This is a genomic window from Vibrio sp. Of7-15, assembly GCF_022347565.1.
Lineage (GTDB): Bacteria > Pseudomonadota > Gammaproteobacteria > Enterobacterales > Vibrionaceae > NORP241.
In genome coordinates, this window is the sequence record NZ_JAKRGH010000005.1 from 96207 (window position 1) to 111272 (window position 15066).

Below are 15066 nucleotides of genomic sequence, written 5' to 3' on the forward strand. Positions count from 1 at the left end.
TACATGAAGTTTAAGTTGTTAATCGGCGCGGTATTTACGCTGTTTTTTTCGGTTAGTTTATTGGCTCATCTTCCTATTAAATGGGTATTGGAGCAGGTACCAAAAGTACCTCAGTTATCGTTAAAAGGGGTATCGGGGACACCATGGCAAGGTAAAGCGGAGCAGGTCAGTTGGCAGCAGCACAATGCTGGTCAAGTATCGTGGGAATTGCAATTAGCGTCTCTATTTACGGGGAAAGTGGAATTTAAGGTCCGGTTTGGCCGTGGTAGTGACCTAAACTTACGAGGCAAGGGGGTGATTGGTTATGACATGAATGGACCTTATGGCCGAGATTTGTTGTTGTCTGCCCCTGCGGATAAGCTGTTAGGGCTTGCGAAAATGCCAGTGCCTGTGAGTGCTCAAGGGCAGTTAGAGCTTACGTTAGCTCAGTATCGTTTTGTTGCTCCATGGTGTCAGGTTGCCGATGGAGAGCTCGTATGGTCAGGTGCGCAAGTTATTTCGCCTTTAGGGAACATCAATCCTGGCCCAGTCATTGCTGATGTCAATTGCACTGATAACCAGCTGAGTGTACAAAGCAAGCAGAATTCTGAAGCTCTGAGTAGCGAATTTGAAGTTGGTTTGACGCCGAATATGCGCTATTCCGTATCGGGTTGGTTTAAACCAGGGGCTGAATTTCCAGCAGGTTTAAACTCACAGCTGAAATGGTTAGGCAATCCGGATCCAAAAGGGCAATATAAGATTACCCAGTCAGGGCGACTATAACTTCGTTAGCGGGCGCAATGAGTGCTAATCAATGGTGACTCCGCTTGAATAAAAGGAAGATTAAGCAGATGAGTAAATTAAAAAAGCCAGAGATCCTTGCTAAGGAAGTCATTGCGCAATCGAGATTATTTAAGATTGAGTCGTTGGATCTGCGTTTCTCAAATGGTGTTGAGCGAACGTATGAGCGTATGAAGCCAAGTGGGCGTCATGCCGTGTTGATTGTCCCGGTTACAGAGCAAGGCGATTTATTACTGGTGCGTGAATACGCGGCAGGCACAGAAAGTTATGAGCTTGGCTTTCCTAAAGGGTTAATTGATCCAGGGGAAACGCCAATGGAAGCGGCCAATCGAGAATTAAAAGAAGAAATCGGGTTTGGTGCCGATACATTAATACCACTTAAAGAAGTGGTACTGGCACCATCATACTTCTCTAGCCGCATGACTTTGTTTGTTGCGCAAGGTTTGTATCCAGAGCGTTTAGAAGGAGATGAGCCTGAGCCATTAGAGTTAGTACGTTGGCCACTTGCTCAGGCTGATGATTTACTGACACATCTTGATTTTGCGGAAGCTCGTAGCATTACCGCGTTGTTGTTGGCTCAGAAATTATTAATGAAAGATAGCGTCTAAGGAGTAGATATTATGGCATCACTTTCCCACCTGTTGCCTGCAGTTATCGAGATCGCTCGATCATCCGGCCAGCTGATTTTAGATATATATCAAAATGGTGAGTTTGAAGAATTCACTAAATCCGATAGTACGCCTGTCACGAGCGCTGATCTAGCCGCTCATAAATTGATCATGGAACGGTTATCTGAACTGACCCCTGACATCCCTGTTCTTTCCGAAGAAGATGCTGATATTGAGTTGTCGCAACGTTCACAGTGGGAGCGCTACTGGTTAGTGGATCCGCTTGATGGAACTCAGGAGTTTATTGCTCGTAGTGGCGACTTTGCAACCATTATTGCATTAGTGGAAAACAACCGCCCGGTGATGGGAGTGGTGTATGGCCCAGTATCTGGGGTGACTTATTATGCCTATGAAGGTGAGGGAGCATGGAAAATTCCTGATATGGGGGAAAGTGTCCAAATAAGCACTCATAAGCACGAAACCGATCAGGGCTCTATTGCGATTGCGATTAGTCGTCGTCAGAATATTAATAACATCACCGACCGCATGAGCTCAGAATGGAACTACGATTTGGTACCGTTGGGATCAGCTGCGCTTAAAGCGTGCTTGGTAGCAGAGGGTACTGTGGATTGTTATTTACGTTTAGGCCCAACTGGTGAATGGGATACAGCGGCAACACAGTGCATTGTTCAAGAAGCGGGAGGCCGTATTCTTACCACTGAATTGGTGCCTCTTTCTTATAATGAGCGTGAAACGTTGGAAAACCCAAACTTTATTGTCTTGGGTGATGAAGAGCTGAAATGGCGTAAAATTCTCAAGTTAGACTCATAATCAGCGAAGAATACAGAGTGGTGTATCACTCTGTATTCTCTATTAGCAAACTATGGCCTAGTAATAGGAATGCTCGCCACGATCATGTTCAGTAATGTCTTTTACTGCGCTAAGCTCGCCTTCAAACTGAACCAGCAGCTCTTTCTCAATGCCTTCTTTTAGCGTGACATCTACCATCGAACAACCGTTACAACCACCACCAAACTGAAGAATAGCTGTGCCATCGTCTGTGATTTCTACCAAGCTTACGTTACCGCCATGGCCTGCTAGCTGCGGGTTTACTTGGGTTTGAATCACGTAATCAACACGCTCCATTAAAGGCGCATCATCAGATACTTTACGTAATTTAGCGTTCGGCGCTTTTAGGGTTAATTGAGAACCCATTTTATCGGTAACAAAGTCGATCTCAGCTTCATCAAGAAAAGGTAGACTCAGCTCATCAACGTATGCAGTTAGGCTGTCGTACTTCATTTCAGTATCAGTCGCTTCTACAGCTTCAGGTGGGCAGTAAGACACACCACACTCCGCGTTTTGAGTACCAGGGTTTACAACAAATACACGGATGCTAGTGCCTTCCGGTTGTTGCTCAAGAAGTTTTGCAAAGTGCGTTTGAGCACTTTCAGTAATAGTAATAGTAGACACGCTCAATACCTGACTTATTTGGTAAGTTTTGACCTATTCTACCCCTGATGAGCTAGGTGATCACCTTTTTTGCTCACACTCTGATCACCTCTGGTTCAGAAATAAAGGTGATATCGACATGATCAGGATGGCTCAGGAGTCCGACATACACAGTAAATATCAATATTTTTCACCCCACTATCAAGTAATAATTGAGCCAATAAAGCCACGGTACTGCCTGTTGTGACAACATCATCGACGATGGCAACATGCTCTGTGTTTGGTGGTGCGGTTAATGTGAATGCGGTTTTGAGATTGGTTTGGCGAGCTTCACGGTTGAGCCCTTTTTGAGCGAGGGTATGTCTGGTTCGCCGGAATAAAGTGGGGTGATACTGGCTTTGTAGTTGCTTAGCAAGAGGGGTTGCTAAGGCGGCACTTTGGTTAAAGCCACGTGACCAGCGACGATAATAGTGCAGTGGTACGGGAGTAATAAGCGGAGCTGGCTCGCTGATCTGCACAGCAAGCTGGTTTGCTATATCCGTTGCAAGCCAAAATTGGCCTTGGTATTTCAACTGATGAATGAGTTGGTTAAAAGGATATTGATAGTCACCTAAACAGTATAATCGGTGCCAAGGTGGTGGTTGACTTAAACATGATCCACATTGTTCTACATCGTGAAGTGTTGCAATGCCACATCGCTGGCAGCGAGGGGTTGGCTGAAAGTGTGCTAAGCATGATGAGCACCAAATGGGTTCAGGCATCAAGAAGGTTTGTGCTGATAGCTCTGAGATAGGCAGGCGGCATAATTGACACAGTGGTCTGACCCAAGTTCTGATTGATCTTCGTAATAATCGGGCTAACATCCTAGCTCCACGGATGAAAAAAGGCAGTGTAAATGACATCTCAAGTGTTTTGGCAAACCGAAGGGCAAGGTTCGGATCTGGTTCTCATTCATGGCTGGGGAATGAATGGTGCGGTGTGGCAGCAGCTCTTGAATGAGTTGAAAGATCAATACCGTGTTCATGTCGTTGATCTGCCAGGCTATGGTCACAGTAAAGAGGTTGAAGCCTATACTTTGGATGACATGGCGAATGAACTGCTCAAAAATGCGCCAGATAAAGCGGTGTGGTTAGGGTGGTCTTTAGGGGGCTTAGTAGCAACTCAAATTGCCTTGCAAGCCCCTGAGCGTGTGAGTCAGTTGGTGACGGTAGCAAGTTCCCCCAAGTTTGCTGCGGAAGGGCGTTGGCGTGGGATAAAACCACAAGTACTGAGCGATTTTAGCCAGCAGTTGGTTGATGACTTCCAACTTACGGTTGAACGTTTTATGGCCTTGCAAGCCATGGGCAGCCCCACAGCACGTAAAGATGTGAAGATGCTAAAAGAAGCAGTATTCTCTCGCCCATTACCGGATCCCAATGCACTTATGGCGGGCTTAACGATGTTGGCTGATGTCGATTTACGTGATTCTCTTTCTATGCTTACTATGCCTATGCTGAGAATGTATGGTCGTTTGGATGGGTTAGTGCCTGCAAAGGTCGCCACAGATATGGACCATTATGCGCCACATTCTGAAAAAGTGACGTTTCATGGTGCTTCGCATGCGCCGTTTATTTCTGACTTTGAGGCGTTTTGCCATCAATTAAAAGGCTTTATAAATAGTCACTCTGTTGTACAATAAGTAAGCGTGAGTAAAGGCCGCTATTAGTCAACAAACCTTGCTCAGTGACGAATAGCAGCCATAATAAAGAGAGTGCTTTTAAGGAATGAAAGCGGTGTGGCCAATGGAATAATAAGGAGTGGATAGGTACAGATTATGATCTTCTCTCCAACAAGTGTCAGCGCCCCGATTATTGCGCCATCTGTAAATATACCTACAGAGCAAGTGGCGAGAGATAACCGTGTGCGAGAACAAGTGATCCCGCCAACTCAGTTGAATGCCACTGAGCGTGAACGAGTGGTGAGCACCGAAGAAAAGCAGCTGAAAAAGCCGTCTTGGGATCCATCAGAAAACCCTGATTATGCAATTCTAGAAGATGAGCAAACACAGGGCGAGCATCCTATTTATGGTAAAGATGATGATTTGAGCCGATTGGCACAGGCGTTATCGATTGATACCTTTAGCCGTGACCAAGGTAAAGGTTACACCATGCGATTTAAGATTCCCCAGGAGATTTTAGATAAGCTTGAAGAGCTTGGGGAAATGGAGCGCCGACGTACGGTGATCAGCTACCATTATGATCAGGCAGCGGTGCCTAATATGCCTTCAGAAATTCTTATTATCATCTAAAAAGCCGTGCGCTCTTGACTACGCACGGCTTGTTCTATTTTTAATGGTTATTTTTTCGCTTTGGCAAATGCTGCAGCGAAAGCACCACCCATTGCGCCACCACCTATGTTGTTATTGCGGTCGTTATTACGCTGTGGTTTGTTTGAGTGATGGCTGTGGGATTTACGATCAGTGTTTTGGCGTGGCTGAGACGGGCGCTGTGCTCGGTTATCTTGTCCCGGAGCATCATTGAGGCGCATTGAAAGTGCAATGCGTTTGCGCTGTACATCCACTTCCATGACTTTTACTTTGACAATGTCGCCTGCTTTTACCACTTCACGCGGATCTGAGACAAATTTATCCGTCAATGCTGAAATATGCACTAATCCATCTTGGTGAACACCAACATCAACAAAGGCACCAAAATTAGCGACATTTGATACCACGCCTTCTAGCACCATACCCACTTCGAGATCGGAAATCTTATCAACTCCTTCAGCAAAAGTTGCTGTTTTAAATTCAGGACGAGGATCTCGGCCTGGTTTGTCCAGCTCTTTGATGATGTCAGTAACGGTTGGTAAACCAAAGTGATCATTAGTGTAGTCAGGTGCGCTAAGGCTACGTAAAAAATCACTGTTACCAATGACGGCATCCATGGCTTTACCATTTTTAGCGGCAATGTCTTTGACGAGTGGGTAGGCTTCAGGGTGAACCGCTGAGCTATCCAGTGGATTTTTACCATCCATAATGCGTAGGAAACCTGCACATTGTTCAAACGCTTTTGGCCCTAAGCGTGCCACTTTTTTCAGTGTCGTTCGGGCTTCGAAGCGGCCATTTTCATTGCGATACGCCACAATATTTTGGGCGATGGTATTGCTCAAACCTGCTACACGAGTCAATAAAGCAGGGGACGCGGTATTTACATCTACACCAACAGCATTTACACAGTCTTCGACGACACCATCCAGTTGTTTGGCTAGCAGGCTCTGGCTTACATCATGCTGATACTGGCCTACACCGATGGATTTAGGATCAATCTTAACTAGCTCAGCCAATGGATCTTGTAAACGACGAGCAATGGATACGGCACCACGTAGCGAGACATCCAGCTCTGGGAATTCATTAGCCGCAAGCTCTGAAGCTGAATAAACCGATGCCCCTGCTTCACTCACAATGATTTTTTGAATATTAAGATCAGCTTTTTTCAGTATATCACCCACAAAGCTGTCTGTTTCGCGAGAAGCAGTACCATTACCAATTGCAATTAAGTCAACGTTATGAGTACGAATGAGGGTTTCGAGCACGTGAGCGGACTTAGCGATTTGATTATGAGGCTGATTAGGGTAAATAGTATCGGTTGCAAGTAATTTGCCTGTAGCGTCAACGACCGCGACTTTGGTGCCAGTACGTAAACCAGGATCAAGACCTAAGGTGGTTTTTAGACCCGCAGGGGCTGCCATCAGTAGGTCTTTTAAGTTCGTTGCGAAAACATTGATGGCTTCAAGCTCTGCTTTTTCTTTTAAGCCACCCATCAACTCCGTTTCCATATGCATGAGAATTTTAATGCGCCATGCCCAGCTAATGACTTGCTTACGCCATGTATCGGCTGCTTTAGTACCTAAGGTCACTCCATAATGATCGGCAATAATCACTTCGCAGTATGAGCTACGAGAGCCTTCTTCTTGATTTGGATCTGCGTTTAACGAGATTTGTAAGTGTCCTTCATTACGGCCACGGAACATGGCTAATGCACGGTGTGAAGGAACCTTGCTTAACGCTTCATTGTGCTCAAAATAGTCTTTGAACTTTTCACCGCTTTGCTCATGGCCATCAACCATACGTGCGCTTAGCTCGGCATTGGTTGTTAGGTGGTGACGGATTTTTTCCAGCAGCCCTGCGTCTTCAGCCATACGCTCAATCATGATAGAGCGAGCACCATCGAGTGCTGCTTTTATGTCTGCTACACCTTTATCGTCGTTTACGTATTTTTCAGCTTCACTGTTGGGATCGGTATCCGGTTGAGTCCATAAGATATCAGTTAATGGCTCTAGCCCGGCTTCAATCGCAATCTGACCTTTTGTACGACGCTTCGGTTTATAAGGCAGGTATAAATCTTCCAAGCGTGTTTTGCTATCGGCAGCAAGAATGTCGCTTTCGAGTGCTGGTGTAAGTTTTTCTTGGTCGCAGATGGATTTTAAGATCACCTGACGACGGTCATCCAATTCACGTAAATAACCCAGACGGCTATCTAATGTTCGAAGCTGGGTATCGTCTAATCCACCGGTCACCTCTTTTCGGTAACGCGCAATGAAAGGAACGGTGTTTCCGTCGTCGATCAGGGTGACGGCCGCCGCCACTTGTTCTGGGCGAACGTTAAGTTCTTGAGCAATGGTATTGCTGATTGCCTGGCTCATCCGTGGGATCTCTTTTGTTTGTTTTGTTCAAGTGTATGCACAGTAGATGGGGGCTTGGGGGATTAATTTCTAGTGTCGTCATGTAATGTGCTGTCGCACGGTGTTAGGTGCTGTCCTACCTATTTTAAAAGTGCGTCAGTCCTCGGTTGAGGAGCTGACATTAATGGTCTTTTTTTGAACTGTTTATTTCTTTTAAATCATTAATATAAATATTTATTAAACAACTTTAAGTATTCGAGATGATTTGTTTTTTGACTAAAGATAGCGGCTAAATTTAATCTTTCTATCCACATTGAAACGTTGTTTTTTATCGAGAGGATAGCGACGTTATTTTTTCTTTATCATATAGGATTTTAGCCATGACCCGACTTTTAGCAGCAACTCTTATCTCATCTTTAGCATTAGGTGGTTGTGGCGGTTCCGGTGGTGGCGACGCTGGAGTTGGTAAGAGTAAAGGCACCACTCCACCAATCCAAAAAGAGGTGTACCCAGAAGGCATTTACTTCACGACTTTAGCTGATGGTGATAATGATATTTCCAGAAGTGGAGGTGAGGGCAACTATGTTGGTGTGGCTATGGTCGTAAGCGATACTAGAAAAGGTGAGAATCGTTTAGTGGGACACACATTTGAAGACTCTGACGATGGTAAGCAATATCCGGGCTCTTACTGGGTGAATACAAAAGTAGCGAATAATACTCATGATATAGATATGAGTTATTGTTATGCAGATGCATATTGTGGGTCTGGAACAATGGTATCTACTGAAATGGGAGCTGGTTGGTTACAGAGTATGAACGCTACTCAAAAGGAGCAATTAGAGCGCGACATTCTTGATGAGAAAGAGTTGAAATTATCTGATCCTCAAAGTGTGCTGAAAATAAAAGCCGTTGATATTAACAGCAGCACTTTATTATTTCATCGTTTAAGTAGTGCAGTATTAGCGGACGTTTTGCCTGAAAAGGGAAGTAAAGTGCAATGGCAGGCTGAAGAGTCACTGTCACAACCATTGAAATATAATACGTATGACTTTGAACTCGATGAAACGGGCACTAAGATGGTGATGACGGCGTCTATTCTAGATAGTCAAAAGCAGCCTCAGTGTGTTGTGACAGGAACATCTCCACACGGTTATGGCCCTTCTATCGTTGAGTTTAAAGGAACCATGACTCCAGCTGAAATGGAGCGTTGTGAGCAATACGTTAAAGGTCAAGATGAGTTTGCACGCGATGACTTTTTAAATGCGTTTAAGACAGAGCATACAATCATGGTTGGTGCGATTAAAAATGCAGATGATGAGGCTGAGATGACTGTTTTACATAGCACGGAAATAAAAGATCTTCATGGTGATAGCCTTACTTTGCCACTAAGTGCTTACGGCTTGTTAACTAAAGTACAGTAATATTCTTGTAATGCCTTAGTTTGCCTTCTCCCGGCTGAGAGAATGGCAAACTAGGGCATTGGCCATTAGCCTTTTGGATAATTAATTGAATTTACAAACCACTCTTTTGGCCCTTCAGGCGTTGGAACAACAAATTCATCATCCACCTCTTTTTTAAGTAATGCCCGAGCCATAGGGGAATCAATGGAGATGTGATCTTTCACTCCACCATATATTTCATCAGGCCCAACGATACGAAACTTCTTTTCATCGCCTTCATCGTTTTCAATTTCGACCCAAGCCCCAAAAAAGACCTTGCCTTCTTGTTGAGGAGAGTAGTCCACCACTTTGACGAGCTCGATACGTTTACGTAGGTAACGTACTCGGCGATCAATTTCTCTTAAGCGCTTCTTATTGTATTGATAATCCGCATTTTCGCTGCGATCACCAAGACTTGCTGCCCAAGTGACCTTTTTCGTGACTTCTGGTCGTTCTTCTCGCCATAAGAAATCGAGCTCTTTTTTTAATTTTTCGTAACCTTCACGGGTGATGAGATTGGTTTTCATTATGTAATCTTGATAGTGAAAAGGATTTAGTTCTTCTTTGATTTTTCTATTTTTAATAAATCAATCGTTGAATTTAGGTTATCTAATTGCCTTTTTGTTCTGATAATCTGTTTTTTAGTTTTATTGAGCAATTTTAAACTTAACAGTGATAGTAGAGTTTTACCTATCGAGGATTTTTTTTCCTTAGGTAAAAATTCTTTAGGGATCTCAATACAATCTTGGTGCTTATCTAGGTGTTCAAAACCGACCAGTAAATGGTTTGATCCTGAAGTTCTTTTTACCACATATGTAAAGGTGTACATACGTGGTATAACACCTTTCTGGTAAGCTCGTTCAATAAAAGACCCTTCTGGGCTACTTATGCCTCCAGGGTTTACAGTTGTAAAATCTTTATAAAACCGTTCAAACTCATCAATTGCGGATGTTAATTTATCTATAGTTGAAGGTTTTGCAAAGTAAAAAAGGTCAGATGCGAGAGGAGTAAAAATTGACTTTGTTTCTTGGTAATGTTGGTGATTACCACTAGAAAAGTGTATGGATGCATTCTCACTGAACTTAAATTCATTAAGATATTTATCAAGTATCAAAGGTTGAAGTAATAGTACATCTGGTCTTAATACAATAACAAAATCATACTTAATTTTATTCTCTTTTTGGTACTCTAATCTTAGTTTATTTACTTCATTTTTTGAATGCAGCATGGATTTAATTCCACGCAAGGTGATGTTATTTCTTTCATTAAAAAAACCTCCTTGATAGATAATAGAGTTGTCTTCAACATATACTCTTTTGGGAAAATAAGTGTTTTTTACCTCCTCTATATCTGTTTCTATTCTAGAATATTCCCTGTTGAAATTATGCCAAGTTTTGTCTGAATGCTCTTCTGTCCTCCAGGTGTGGATAAAAATATCACAGTCATATAAATCAATGAGATTTTTTTTGAAATAATATTCACAATCTCGGAAGCTTCTTAAGTGACCAAATAATTGGATGGCTATTTTATTTTTCATTGTAACTGCCCTCAATATTTAATGGTTGACTTGTGTTTAAGCATGAAATTAAGATCAATGTTAATGTATATAAATAAACAACATGGTTATATAATAAGATTGAATCAAAAAATATCACAATAGACGTATATGTTAATATTATTAATGATAGGTTTTTATTTTTAATACTAACTAAGTAAATTGATGATATGTATATTATTAGGACTACTAAACCTAAAAAGCCACTCTTAACTAATACCTGTAGATATTGATTATGGTAATTTGAGTTTGAATGGTAAAGGAAAGCGTAGATGGTGCTAGATATTTCTTTAGAGTTATATGCGAGCTGTGTTTTTGATAGCTCTTCAGAATTAGACATACCAATGAGAGGGTTATCTTTGAAGTAGGATAGGCCTGTTTCCCACAACTTCAGACGAATTCCTATTGAAGAGTTGAAGTCTTCAGATTGAATACGTTGAATTTCATGTAGAGTTTTTTCATATCTACTTTTAACCGAGTCAGTTAAAAGTAGTGGAGTCAGCAGTAATGGAATAATAATGAATGTTTTTTTTGATATATTATATTTAATTATAGATAAAAAAAGTATTAATAAAAGTGCTATCCATGTTGATCTTGTTTCACTATAAATAATGCTAATGAGAGAACCTAGAATAGAGAATGTTAAACTTAGTAATAGGAGCTTATTTTTAGGTTTTTGTTTTAAATAATAACTAACGAAAAATGAAATACTAAAAATAATAACTAATCCAGAATAGTATGAATATGGGATTGGATTTATTGTTTTCCACCCCATTCTTATCTCATCTAATAAAAATATATAATATATAGTGCTTATCCCGCTACATATCCCTGATATTATAAAGATAATAGCAATATCACTACGTTTTATTTTTTTTATAGGTAAGAATAAAAGGTATAAATAGCAATTAAACATTGTCCGAGAAATATCAATGTTACCACCATTTATATAGTGCATTATTAAAAAATATAATATAGGAAAAAATAGACTTAAAGATATTATTTTAAATTCGCCAGTTTTTATTTTTTCTTTCCACTCTGGATAAAATCTAAACGCACAATAAACAGCAGCAGCAATAGTTATTCGAGATAAGATATGCTTAGCATCAGGAACATTAAATAAAATAGAAAAAGTCCAAATTATAGGACTTAAAATAAATATTTTTTCGAGTCTATATAGTATGTTTCTACTCATGGATTTTTTTCTTAATTATAATTGTATTAGTTATTTTTAATCTTACCCTTCTATATAAAGAGTATAATTCTCGAGTGGGTTTTCTGTAAGTAGCAGCATTTTCTTCTTGGCCTAGTTGTATTGTTGTCTCAAATTCATGAGGATTGGATACAATAGAAGGAGAAAATAGGTAAGAATAGACCTTATGTATGTAAACAGAACCAATATAGTTGTCTACAGGCATACACCATCGGCGGGAGCCATTAATGAGCTTTCTGGCTGTTTCGGGGGATATTGAATAAGATAAGGTTCCACCGAAATTATTATCCATGAAATCAATTTTATATTTTTGTTTTTTTTCAACGTTATATAAATTGCACCTGTCCGTTTTAGGCTCTAATCTTAGAAAACCGTATTTCAGAGTTTGTTTTTCAATATCAATCAGAAACTCTTTTAATGACCTTGATACTCTAACGTCATCCTCAATGATTAGGATAGGTTGATTCATCTTTATGCACTTTTTCCAAAGTAGGTAGTGGCTAGCATAACACCCTAACTCACCTTTTGAGGGCATGCGGCCATTGCTGAACCACAGTCGCTTCGTATAGTTATAATTCGCAAACAGAGGGTGATTAGGTTCTTTATGCCCATCAATAGCATCGAAAAACTCGAACTTTATATTTTGATTATCGAGCTGTTCTTTGATTGATGTTCTGCGATTTTGTGTTCTGAGCAAGCTGATTACAAAAATTTTCATTTTATATATATCCACACAATTCACATTTCGAGATGTTCTTTATTGATTTGTTTGTAAGTTATAAACCCTCTGTTTCATTTATGTCTTGTATGTATTAATAAGTTGTTTCTTTATTTTATCACCTATCTAGGTAGAATCATTAAGTTTTTTATTTAGCTAGTTGTTACTTTAAATATGAGAACCTAATTTATTGTTTGCTTTGTCGATATTGCTTTTTGGGTAGTTTGATTAGATTTAATCGAAGAGAGGATTTTTTGGATTGAGAACACTATGCTCAGTGTTAAGGTTTTTATTTTTGTATTGGGTTGTTTTCTTCAGTAATAAAATAGCAAAAATTATGCTGATTTCTCTACACTTATCACCATAGTGTGAGGTAAATTGAGAGTGTATAAGACATAAACGGTAACAATTTCGTATCTGCATTTTATACAACTGCTGATACCTTTTTTAGCTGTTCCGAGTACACTGGGGATAAGTAAACTCATCACTTTTTATGAGGTTAGGTGAAAGATGCAGGACAATTTTAAAATTCTGGTGGTAGATGATGACATGCGTCTACGTTCGTTGTTAGATCGCTATCTTTCTGAGCAAGGTTTTCAGGTACGTAGTGTTGCCAATAGTGAGCAGATGGATCGTCTACTATCACGTGAAACGTTTCACTTGATGGTATTAGATTTGATGTTACCAGGTGAAGATGGCTTATCTATTTGCCGCCGCTTGCGTAATGCTAACAATATGCTGCCAATCTTAATGCTGACCGCAAAGGGTGATGAAGTGGATCGGATTGTTGGCCTTGAAGTTGGGGCCGATGATTACTTACCTAAACCATTTAACCCACGTGAGCTGTTAGCGCGTATTCGTGCAGTATTGCGCCGCCAAACCATTGAAGCGCCAGGTGCACCGAGTACGGAAGACAAATTGGTTGAGTTTGGTGAGTTTAAGTTGAACTTAGGCACGCGTGAAATGTTCCGTAACGAAGAGCCAATGCCACTGACATCGGGTGAATTTGCGGTATTAAAAGCCTTGGTGACTCACATGCGAGAGCCTATGTCGCGTGATAAGTTAATGAACATGGCACGCGGGCGTGAATACTCAGCAATGGAGCGTTCCATTGATGTTCAAATTTCTCGTTTACGCCGGATGGTTGAAGAAGACCCAAGCAAACCAAGATACATTCAAACCGTATGGGGGCTAGGTTATGTCTTTGTCCCTGACGGAAAAGATGTTTAAATCACTCTGACATAAAGCTTGGGTTATCTGTTGCCCAAGCTTTTTTGTTTTCTCTTCTCTAACTTACACTGACAGCGGATTATTTATGCGCCTTTCTCCTCGTAGTACCTTTGCTCGAACTCTTTTTTTACTCGCAACCTTATTGATTGCTAGCCAAGTACTTTCTTATCTCGCGGTTTTGAATTATGCCCTTCTACCGAGCTTGCAACAATTTAACCGGATTTTGGCTTATGAAGTGAGGTTGATGCTGGTGGAAGATGTGGAAATGGCGGATGGCAATAAAGTTCATTTGGATCAACCGCTAAGGCGTCAGTTGCTTGAACAGCTTGGTGTGAGCTTGCATTCGAAAGAAGAAGAGATCAGTAAGGAGTACGTACAAGCACGAAGCATTGATTTTTTAAGTGAGGAAATGAGCCATGCGCTTGATTCGCCCACAGAGGTTAGACTGATTTTAGGTGCGGATAGCTACGTGTTGTGGATGAAGAGCGAAGCCATGCCAGGCTTTTTGATGCGGGTGCCTTTATCTGAGCTTCAAGAGGAAGACTTCTCTCCTTTATTTCGGAATAGTTTGATCATTGCCTTGATGGTGATCGCGGGGGGCTGGCTGTTTATTCGCTTACAAAATCGTCCTTTGGTTGCGCTTGAGCAGGCGGCTCGTAAAGTAGGTAAAGGGGAGATCCCACCACCATTACCTGAAAAAGGAGCCTCAGAAATCCGAGCGGTGACCCAAGCCTTTAATCAGATGTCCGATGATATTCAGCAATTAGAGGCAGATAGAGCTTTGTTGATGGCGGGTGTGAGTCATGATTTACGAACTCCGTTAACCCGAATCCGCTTAGCAACGGAGATGATGTCGCCAGAAGACGACTATTTAGCAGAAAGCATGATTAAAGACACGGAAGAGTGTAATGAGATCATTAATCAATTCATGGATTACCTTAAACCGATCACCGAGCAAAACTTTGATGGCGCTGATTTAAATACCATTGCTGGTGAAGTGGCGGCAGCGGAAGGAGGATATGAGCGTGAAATTGAAACGGATTTCTCACCATTACCTCGTGATGTCCATGGTAACTCTGTGGCGGTTAAACGTGCCGTCGCAAACTTAGTGGTGAACTCTGTACGCTATGGGAATGGCTGGATAAAAATGTCAACAGGAGCCAGTGCGGATCATACGGTGGCTTGGGTGTGCGTGGAAGATAATGGGCCGGGCATTGCCGAAGATCAGATGAAGTCGGTATTTGAACCTTTTACCCGTGGCGACAGTGCTCGGGGCAGTGAAGGTACGGGACTAGGGCTTGCGATTGTAAAACGAATCGTGGATCAGCACCGTGGTTCGTTGTCCCTTCGTAATCGAAGTGAGGGGGGGCTGAAAGTTCAGCTAAACTTCCCGATGAAAAGAAAATAAAAAT

15 protein-coding genes are annotated in these 15066 nt (G+C 41.5%); 8 read left to right on the forward strand and 7 right to left on the reverse strand.

Annotated features, from left to right (window positions below; all coding sequences use genetic code 11):
• Positions 1–3: 3 nt before the first annotated feature.
• The 3 genes from MHO82_RS07905 (at position 4) to cysQ (ending at position 2219) form a co-directional block, all read left to right on the forward strand.
• Complete coding sequence (locus MHO82_RS07905; protein WP_239183330.1) at positions 4–762, forward strand: type II secretion system protein N; 759 nt, start codon at positions 4–6, stop codon at positions 760–762.
• Between the two features lie 68 nt (positions 763–830).
• A complete protein-coding gene (nudE, locus tag MHO82_RS07910; RefSeq protein ID WP_239183331.1) occupies positions 831–1388 on the forward strand; it encodes an ADP compounds hydrolase NudE in 558 nt (185 codons plus the stop codon).
• A 12-nt stretch (positions 1389–1400) separates the two neighbouring features.
• Positions 1401–2219 carry a 3'(2'),5'-bisphosphate nucleotidase CysQ gene (gene cysQ, locus MHO82_RS07915; protein ID WP_239183332.1) on the forward strand — a complete coding sequence of 273 codons (819 nt, stop codon included), beginning with the start codon at positions 1401–1403 and terminating at the stop codon, positions 2217–2219.
• A 57-nt stretch (positions 2220–2276) separates the two neighbouring features.
• Here cysQ and nfuA read toward each other — a convergent pair whose 3' ends face one another.
• Together nfuA and MHO82_RS07925 are read right to left on the reverse strand one after the other, a co-directional pair.
• The gene (nfuA, locus tag MHO82_RS07920) at positions 2277–2861 is read right to left on the reverse strand and encodes a Fe-S biogenesis protein NfuA (protein ID WP_239183333.1); all 585 of its coding nucleotides are present in this window, start codon (positions 2859–2861) and stop codon (positions 2277–2279) included.
• Positions 2862–2983: 122 nt separating this feature from the next.
• Positions 2984–3703 (reverse strand): phosphoribosyltransferase family protein, encoded by a 720-nt coding sequence (locus tag MHO82_RS07925; protein ID WP_239183334.1) that lies wholly within the window; start codon positions 3701–3703, stop codon positions 2984–2986.
• A 32-nt stretch (positions 3704–3735) separates the two neighbouring features.
• Here MHO82_RS07925 and bioH point away from each other — a divergent pair, with 32 nt between their 5' ends.
• Together bioH and MHO82_RS07935 are read left to right on the forward strand one after the other, a co-directional pair.
• The gene (gene bioH, locus MHO82_RS07930) at positions 3736–4518 is read left to right on the forward strand and encodes a pimeloyl-ACP methyl ester esterase BioH (protein ID WP_239183335.1); all 783 of its coding nucleotides are present in this window, start codon (positions 3736–3738) and stop codon (positions 4516–4518) included.
• 135 nt (positions 4519–4653) lie between these two features.
• Positions 4654–5127 carry an ATP-dependent Lon protease gene (locus tag MHO82_RS07935; protein ID WP_239183336.1) on the forward strand — a complete coding sequence of 158 codons (474 nt, stop codon included), beginning with the start codon at positions 4654–4656 and terminating at the stop codon, positions 5125–5127.
• A gap of 47 nt (positions 5128–5174) precedes the next feature.
• On the opposite strand, the gene MHO82_RS07940 is transcribed toward MHO82_RS07935, so the two are convergent.
• The gene (locus tag MHO82_RS07940) at positions 5175–7520 is read right to left on the reverse strand and encodes a Tex family protein (protein WP_239183337.1); all 2346 of its coding nucleotides are present in this window, start codon (positions 7518–7520) and stop codon (positions 5175–5177) included.
• Between the two features lie 359 nt (positions 7521–7879).
• Here MHO82_RS07940 and MHO82_RS07945 point away from each other — a divergent pair, with 359 nt between their 5' ends.
• The gene (locus MHO82_RS07945) at positions 7880–8920 is read left to right on the forward strand and encodes a hypothetical protein (protein WP_239183338.1); all 1041 of its coding nucleotides are present in this window, start codon (positions 7880–7882) and stop codon (positions 8918–8920) included.
• Between the two features lie 65 nt (positions 8921–8985).
• Here MHO82_RS07945 and greB read toward each other — a convergent pair whose 3' ends face one another.
• Genes greB through MHO82_RS07965 form a run of 4 tightly spaced genes read right to left on the reverse strand, consistent with a single transcriptional unit; the run spans position 8986 to position 12424 of the window.
• A complete protein-coding gene (greB, locus tag MHO82_RS07950; RefSeq protein WP_239183339.1) occupies positions 8986–9465 on the reverse strand; it encodes a transcription elongation factor GreB in 480 nt (159 codons plus the stop codon).
• Positions 9466–9491: 26 nt separating this feature from the next.
• On the reverse strand, positions 9492–10475 hold the full coding sequence (locus tag MHO82_RS07955) for a hypothetical protein (RefSeq protein ID WP_239183340.1): 984 nt from the start codon (positions 10473–10475) through the stop codon (positions 9492–9494).
• Entirely contained in the window at positions 10465–11688 is a 1224-nt protein-coding gene (locus MHO82_RS07960; RefSeq protein ID WP_239183341.1) for an O-antigen ligase family protein, read from the reverse strand. Before MHO82_RS07960 ends, MHO82_RS07955 begins: the two co-directional genes overlap by 11 nt.
• Complete coding sequence (locus MHO82_RS07965) at positions 11681–12424, reverse strand: glycosyltransferase family 25 protein (protein WP_239183342.1); 744 nt, start codon at positions 12422–12424, stop codon at positions 11681–11683. Before MHO82_RS07965 ends, MHO82_RS07960 begins: the two co-directional genes overlap by 8 nt.
• 510 nt (positions 12425–12934) lie before the next feature.
• Here MHO82_RS07965 and ompR point away from each other — a divergent pair.
• Together ompR and envZ are read left to right on the forward strand one after the other, a co-directional pair.
• A complete protein-coding gene (ompR, locus tag MHO82_RS07970; protein ID WP_239183343.1) occupies positions 12935–13654 on the forward strand; it encodes a two-component system response regulator OmpR in 720 nt (239 codons plus the stop codon).
• An 85-nt stretch (positions 13655–13739) separates the two neighbouring features.
• On the forward strand, positions 13740–15062 hold the full coding sequence (envZ, locus tag MHO82_RS07975; RefSeq protein WP_239183344.1) for a two-component system sensor histidine kinase EnvZ: 1323 nt from the start codon (positions 13740–13742) through the stop codon (positions 15060–15062).
• Positions 15063–15066 lie beyond the last annotated feature (4 nt).

Bases quoted from the DNA above. Each gene is read 5' to 3' on its own strand.
- MHO82_RS07905 (WP_239183330.1), top strand. From the start codon at position 4: ATGAAGTTTAAGTTGTTAATCGGCGCGGTATTTACGCTGTTTTTTTCG.
- nudE (WP_239183331.1), top strand. From the start codon at position 831: ATGAGTAAATTAAAAAAGCCAGAGATCCTTGCTAAGGAAGTCATTGCG.
- cysQ (WP_239183332.1), top strand. From the start codon at position 1,401: ATGGCATCACTTTCCCACCTGTTGCCTGCAGTTATCGAGATCGCTCGA.
- MHO82_RS07925 (WP_239183334.1), bottom strand. From the start codon at position 3,703: ATGTTAGCCCGATTATTACGAAGATCAATCAGAACTTGGGTCAGACCA.
- bioH (WP_239183335.1), top strand. From the start codon at position 3,736: ATGACATCTCAAGTGTTTTGGCAAACCGAAGGGCAAGGTTCGGATCTG.
- MHO82_RS07935 (WP_239183336.1), top strand. From the start codon at position 4,654: ATGATCTTCTCTCCAACAAGTGTCAGCGCCCCGATTATTGCGCCATCT.
- MHO82_RS07940 (WP_239183337.1), bottom strand. From the start codon at position 7,520: ATGAGCCAGGCAATCAGCAATACCATTGCTCAAGAACTTAACGTTCGC.
- MHO82_RS07945 (WP_239183338.1), top strand. From the start codon at position 7,880: ATGACCCGACTTTTAGCAGCAACTCTTATCTCATCTTTAGCATTAGGT.
- greB (WP_239183339.1), bottom strand. From the start codon at position 9,465: ATGAAAACCAATCTCATCACCCGTGAAGGTTACGAAAAATTAAAAAAA.
- MHO82_RS07955 (WP_239183340.1), bottom strand. From the start codon at position 10,475: ATGAAAAATAAAATAGCCATCCAATTATTTGGTCACTTAAGAAGCTTC.
- MHO82_RS07960 (WP_239183341.1), bottom strand. From the start codon at position 11,688: ATGAGTAGAAACATACTATATAGACTCGAAAAAATATTTATTTTAAGT.
- MHO82_RS07965 (WP_239183342.1), bottom strand. From the start codon at position 12,424: ATGAAAATTTTTGTAATCAGCTTGCTCAGAACACAAAATCGCAGAACA.
- ompR (WP_239183343.1), top strand. From the start codon at position 12,935: ATGCAGGACAATTTTAAAATTCTGGTGGTAGATGATGACATGCGTCTA.
- envZ (WP_239183344.1), top strand. From the start codon at position 13,740: ATGCGCCTTTCTCCTCGTAGTACCTTTGCTCGAACTCTTTTTTTACTC.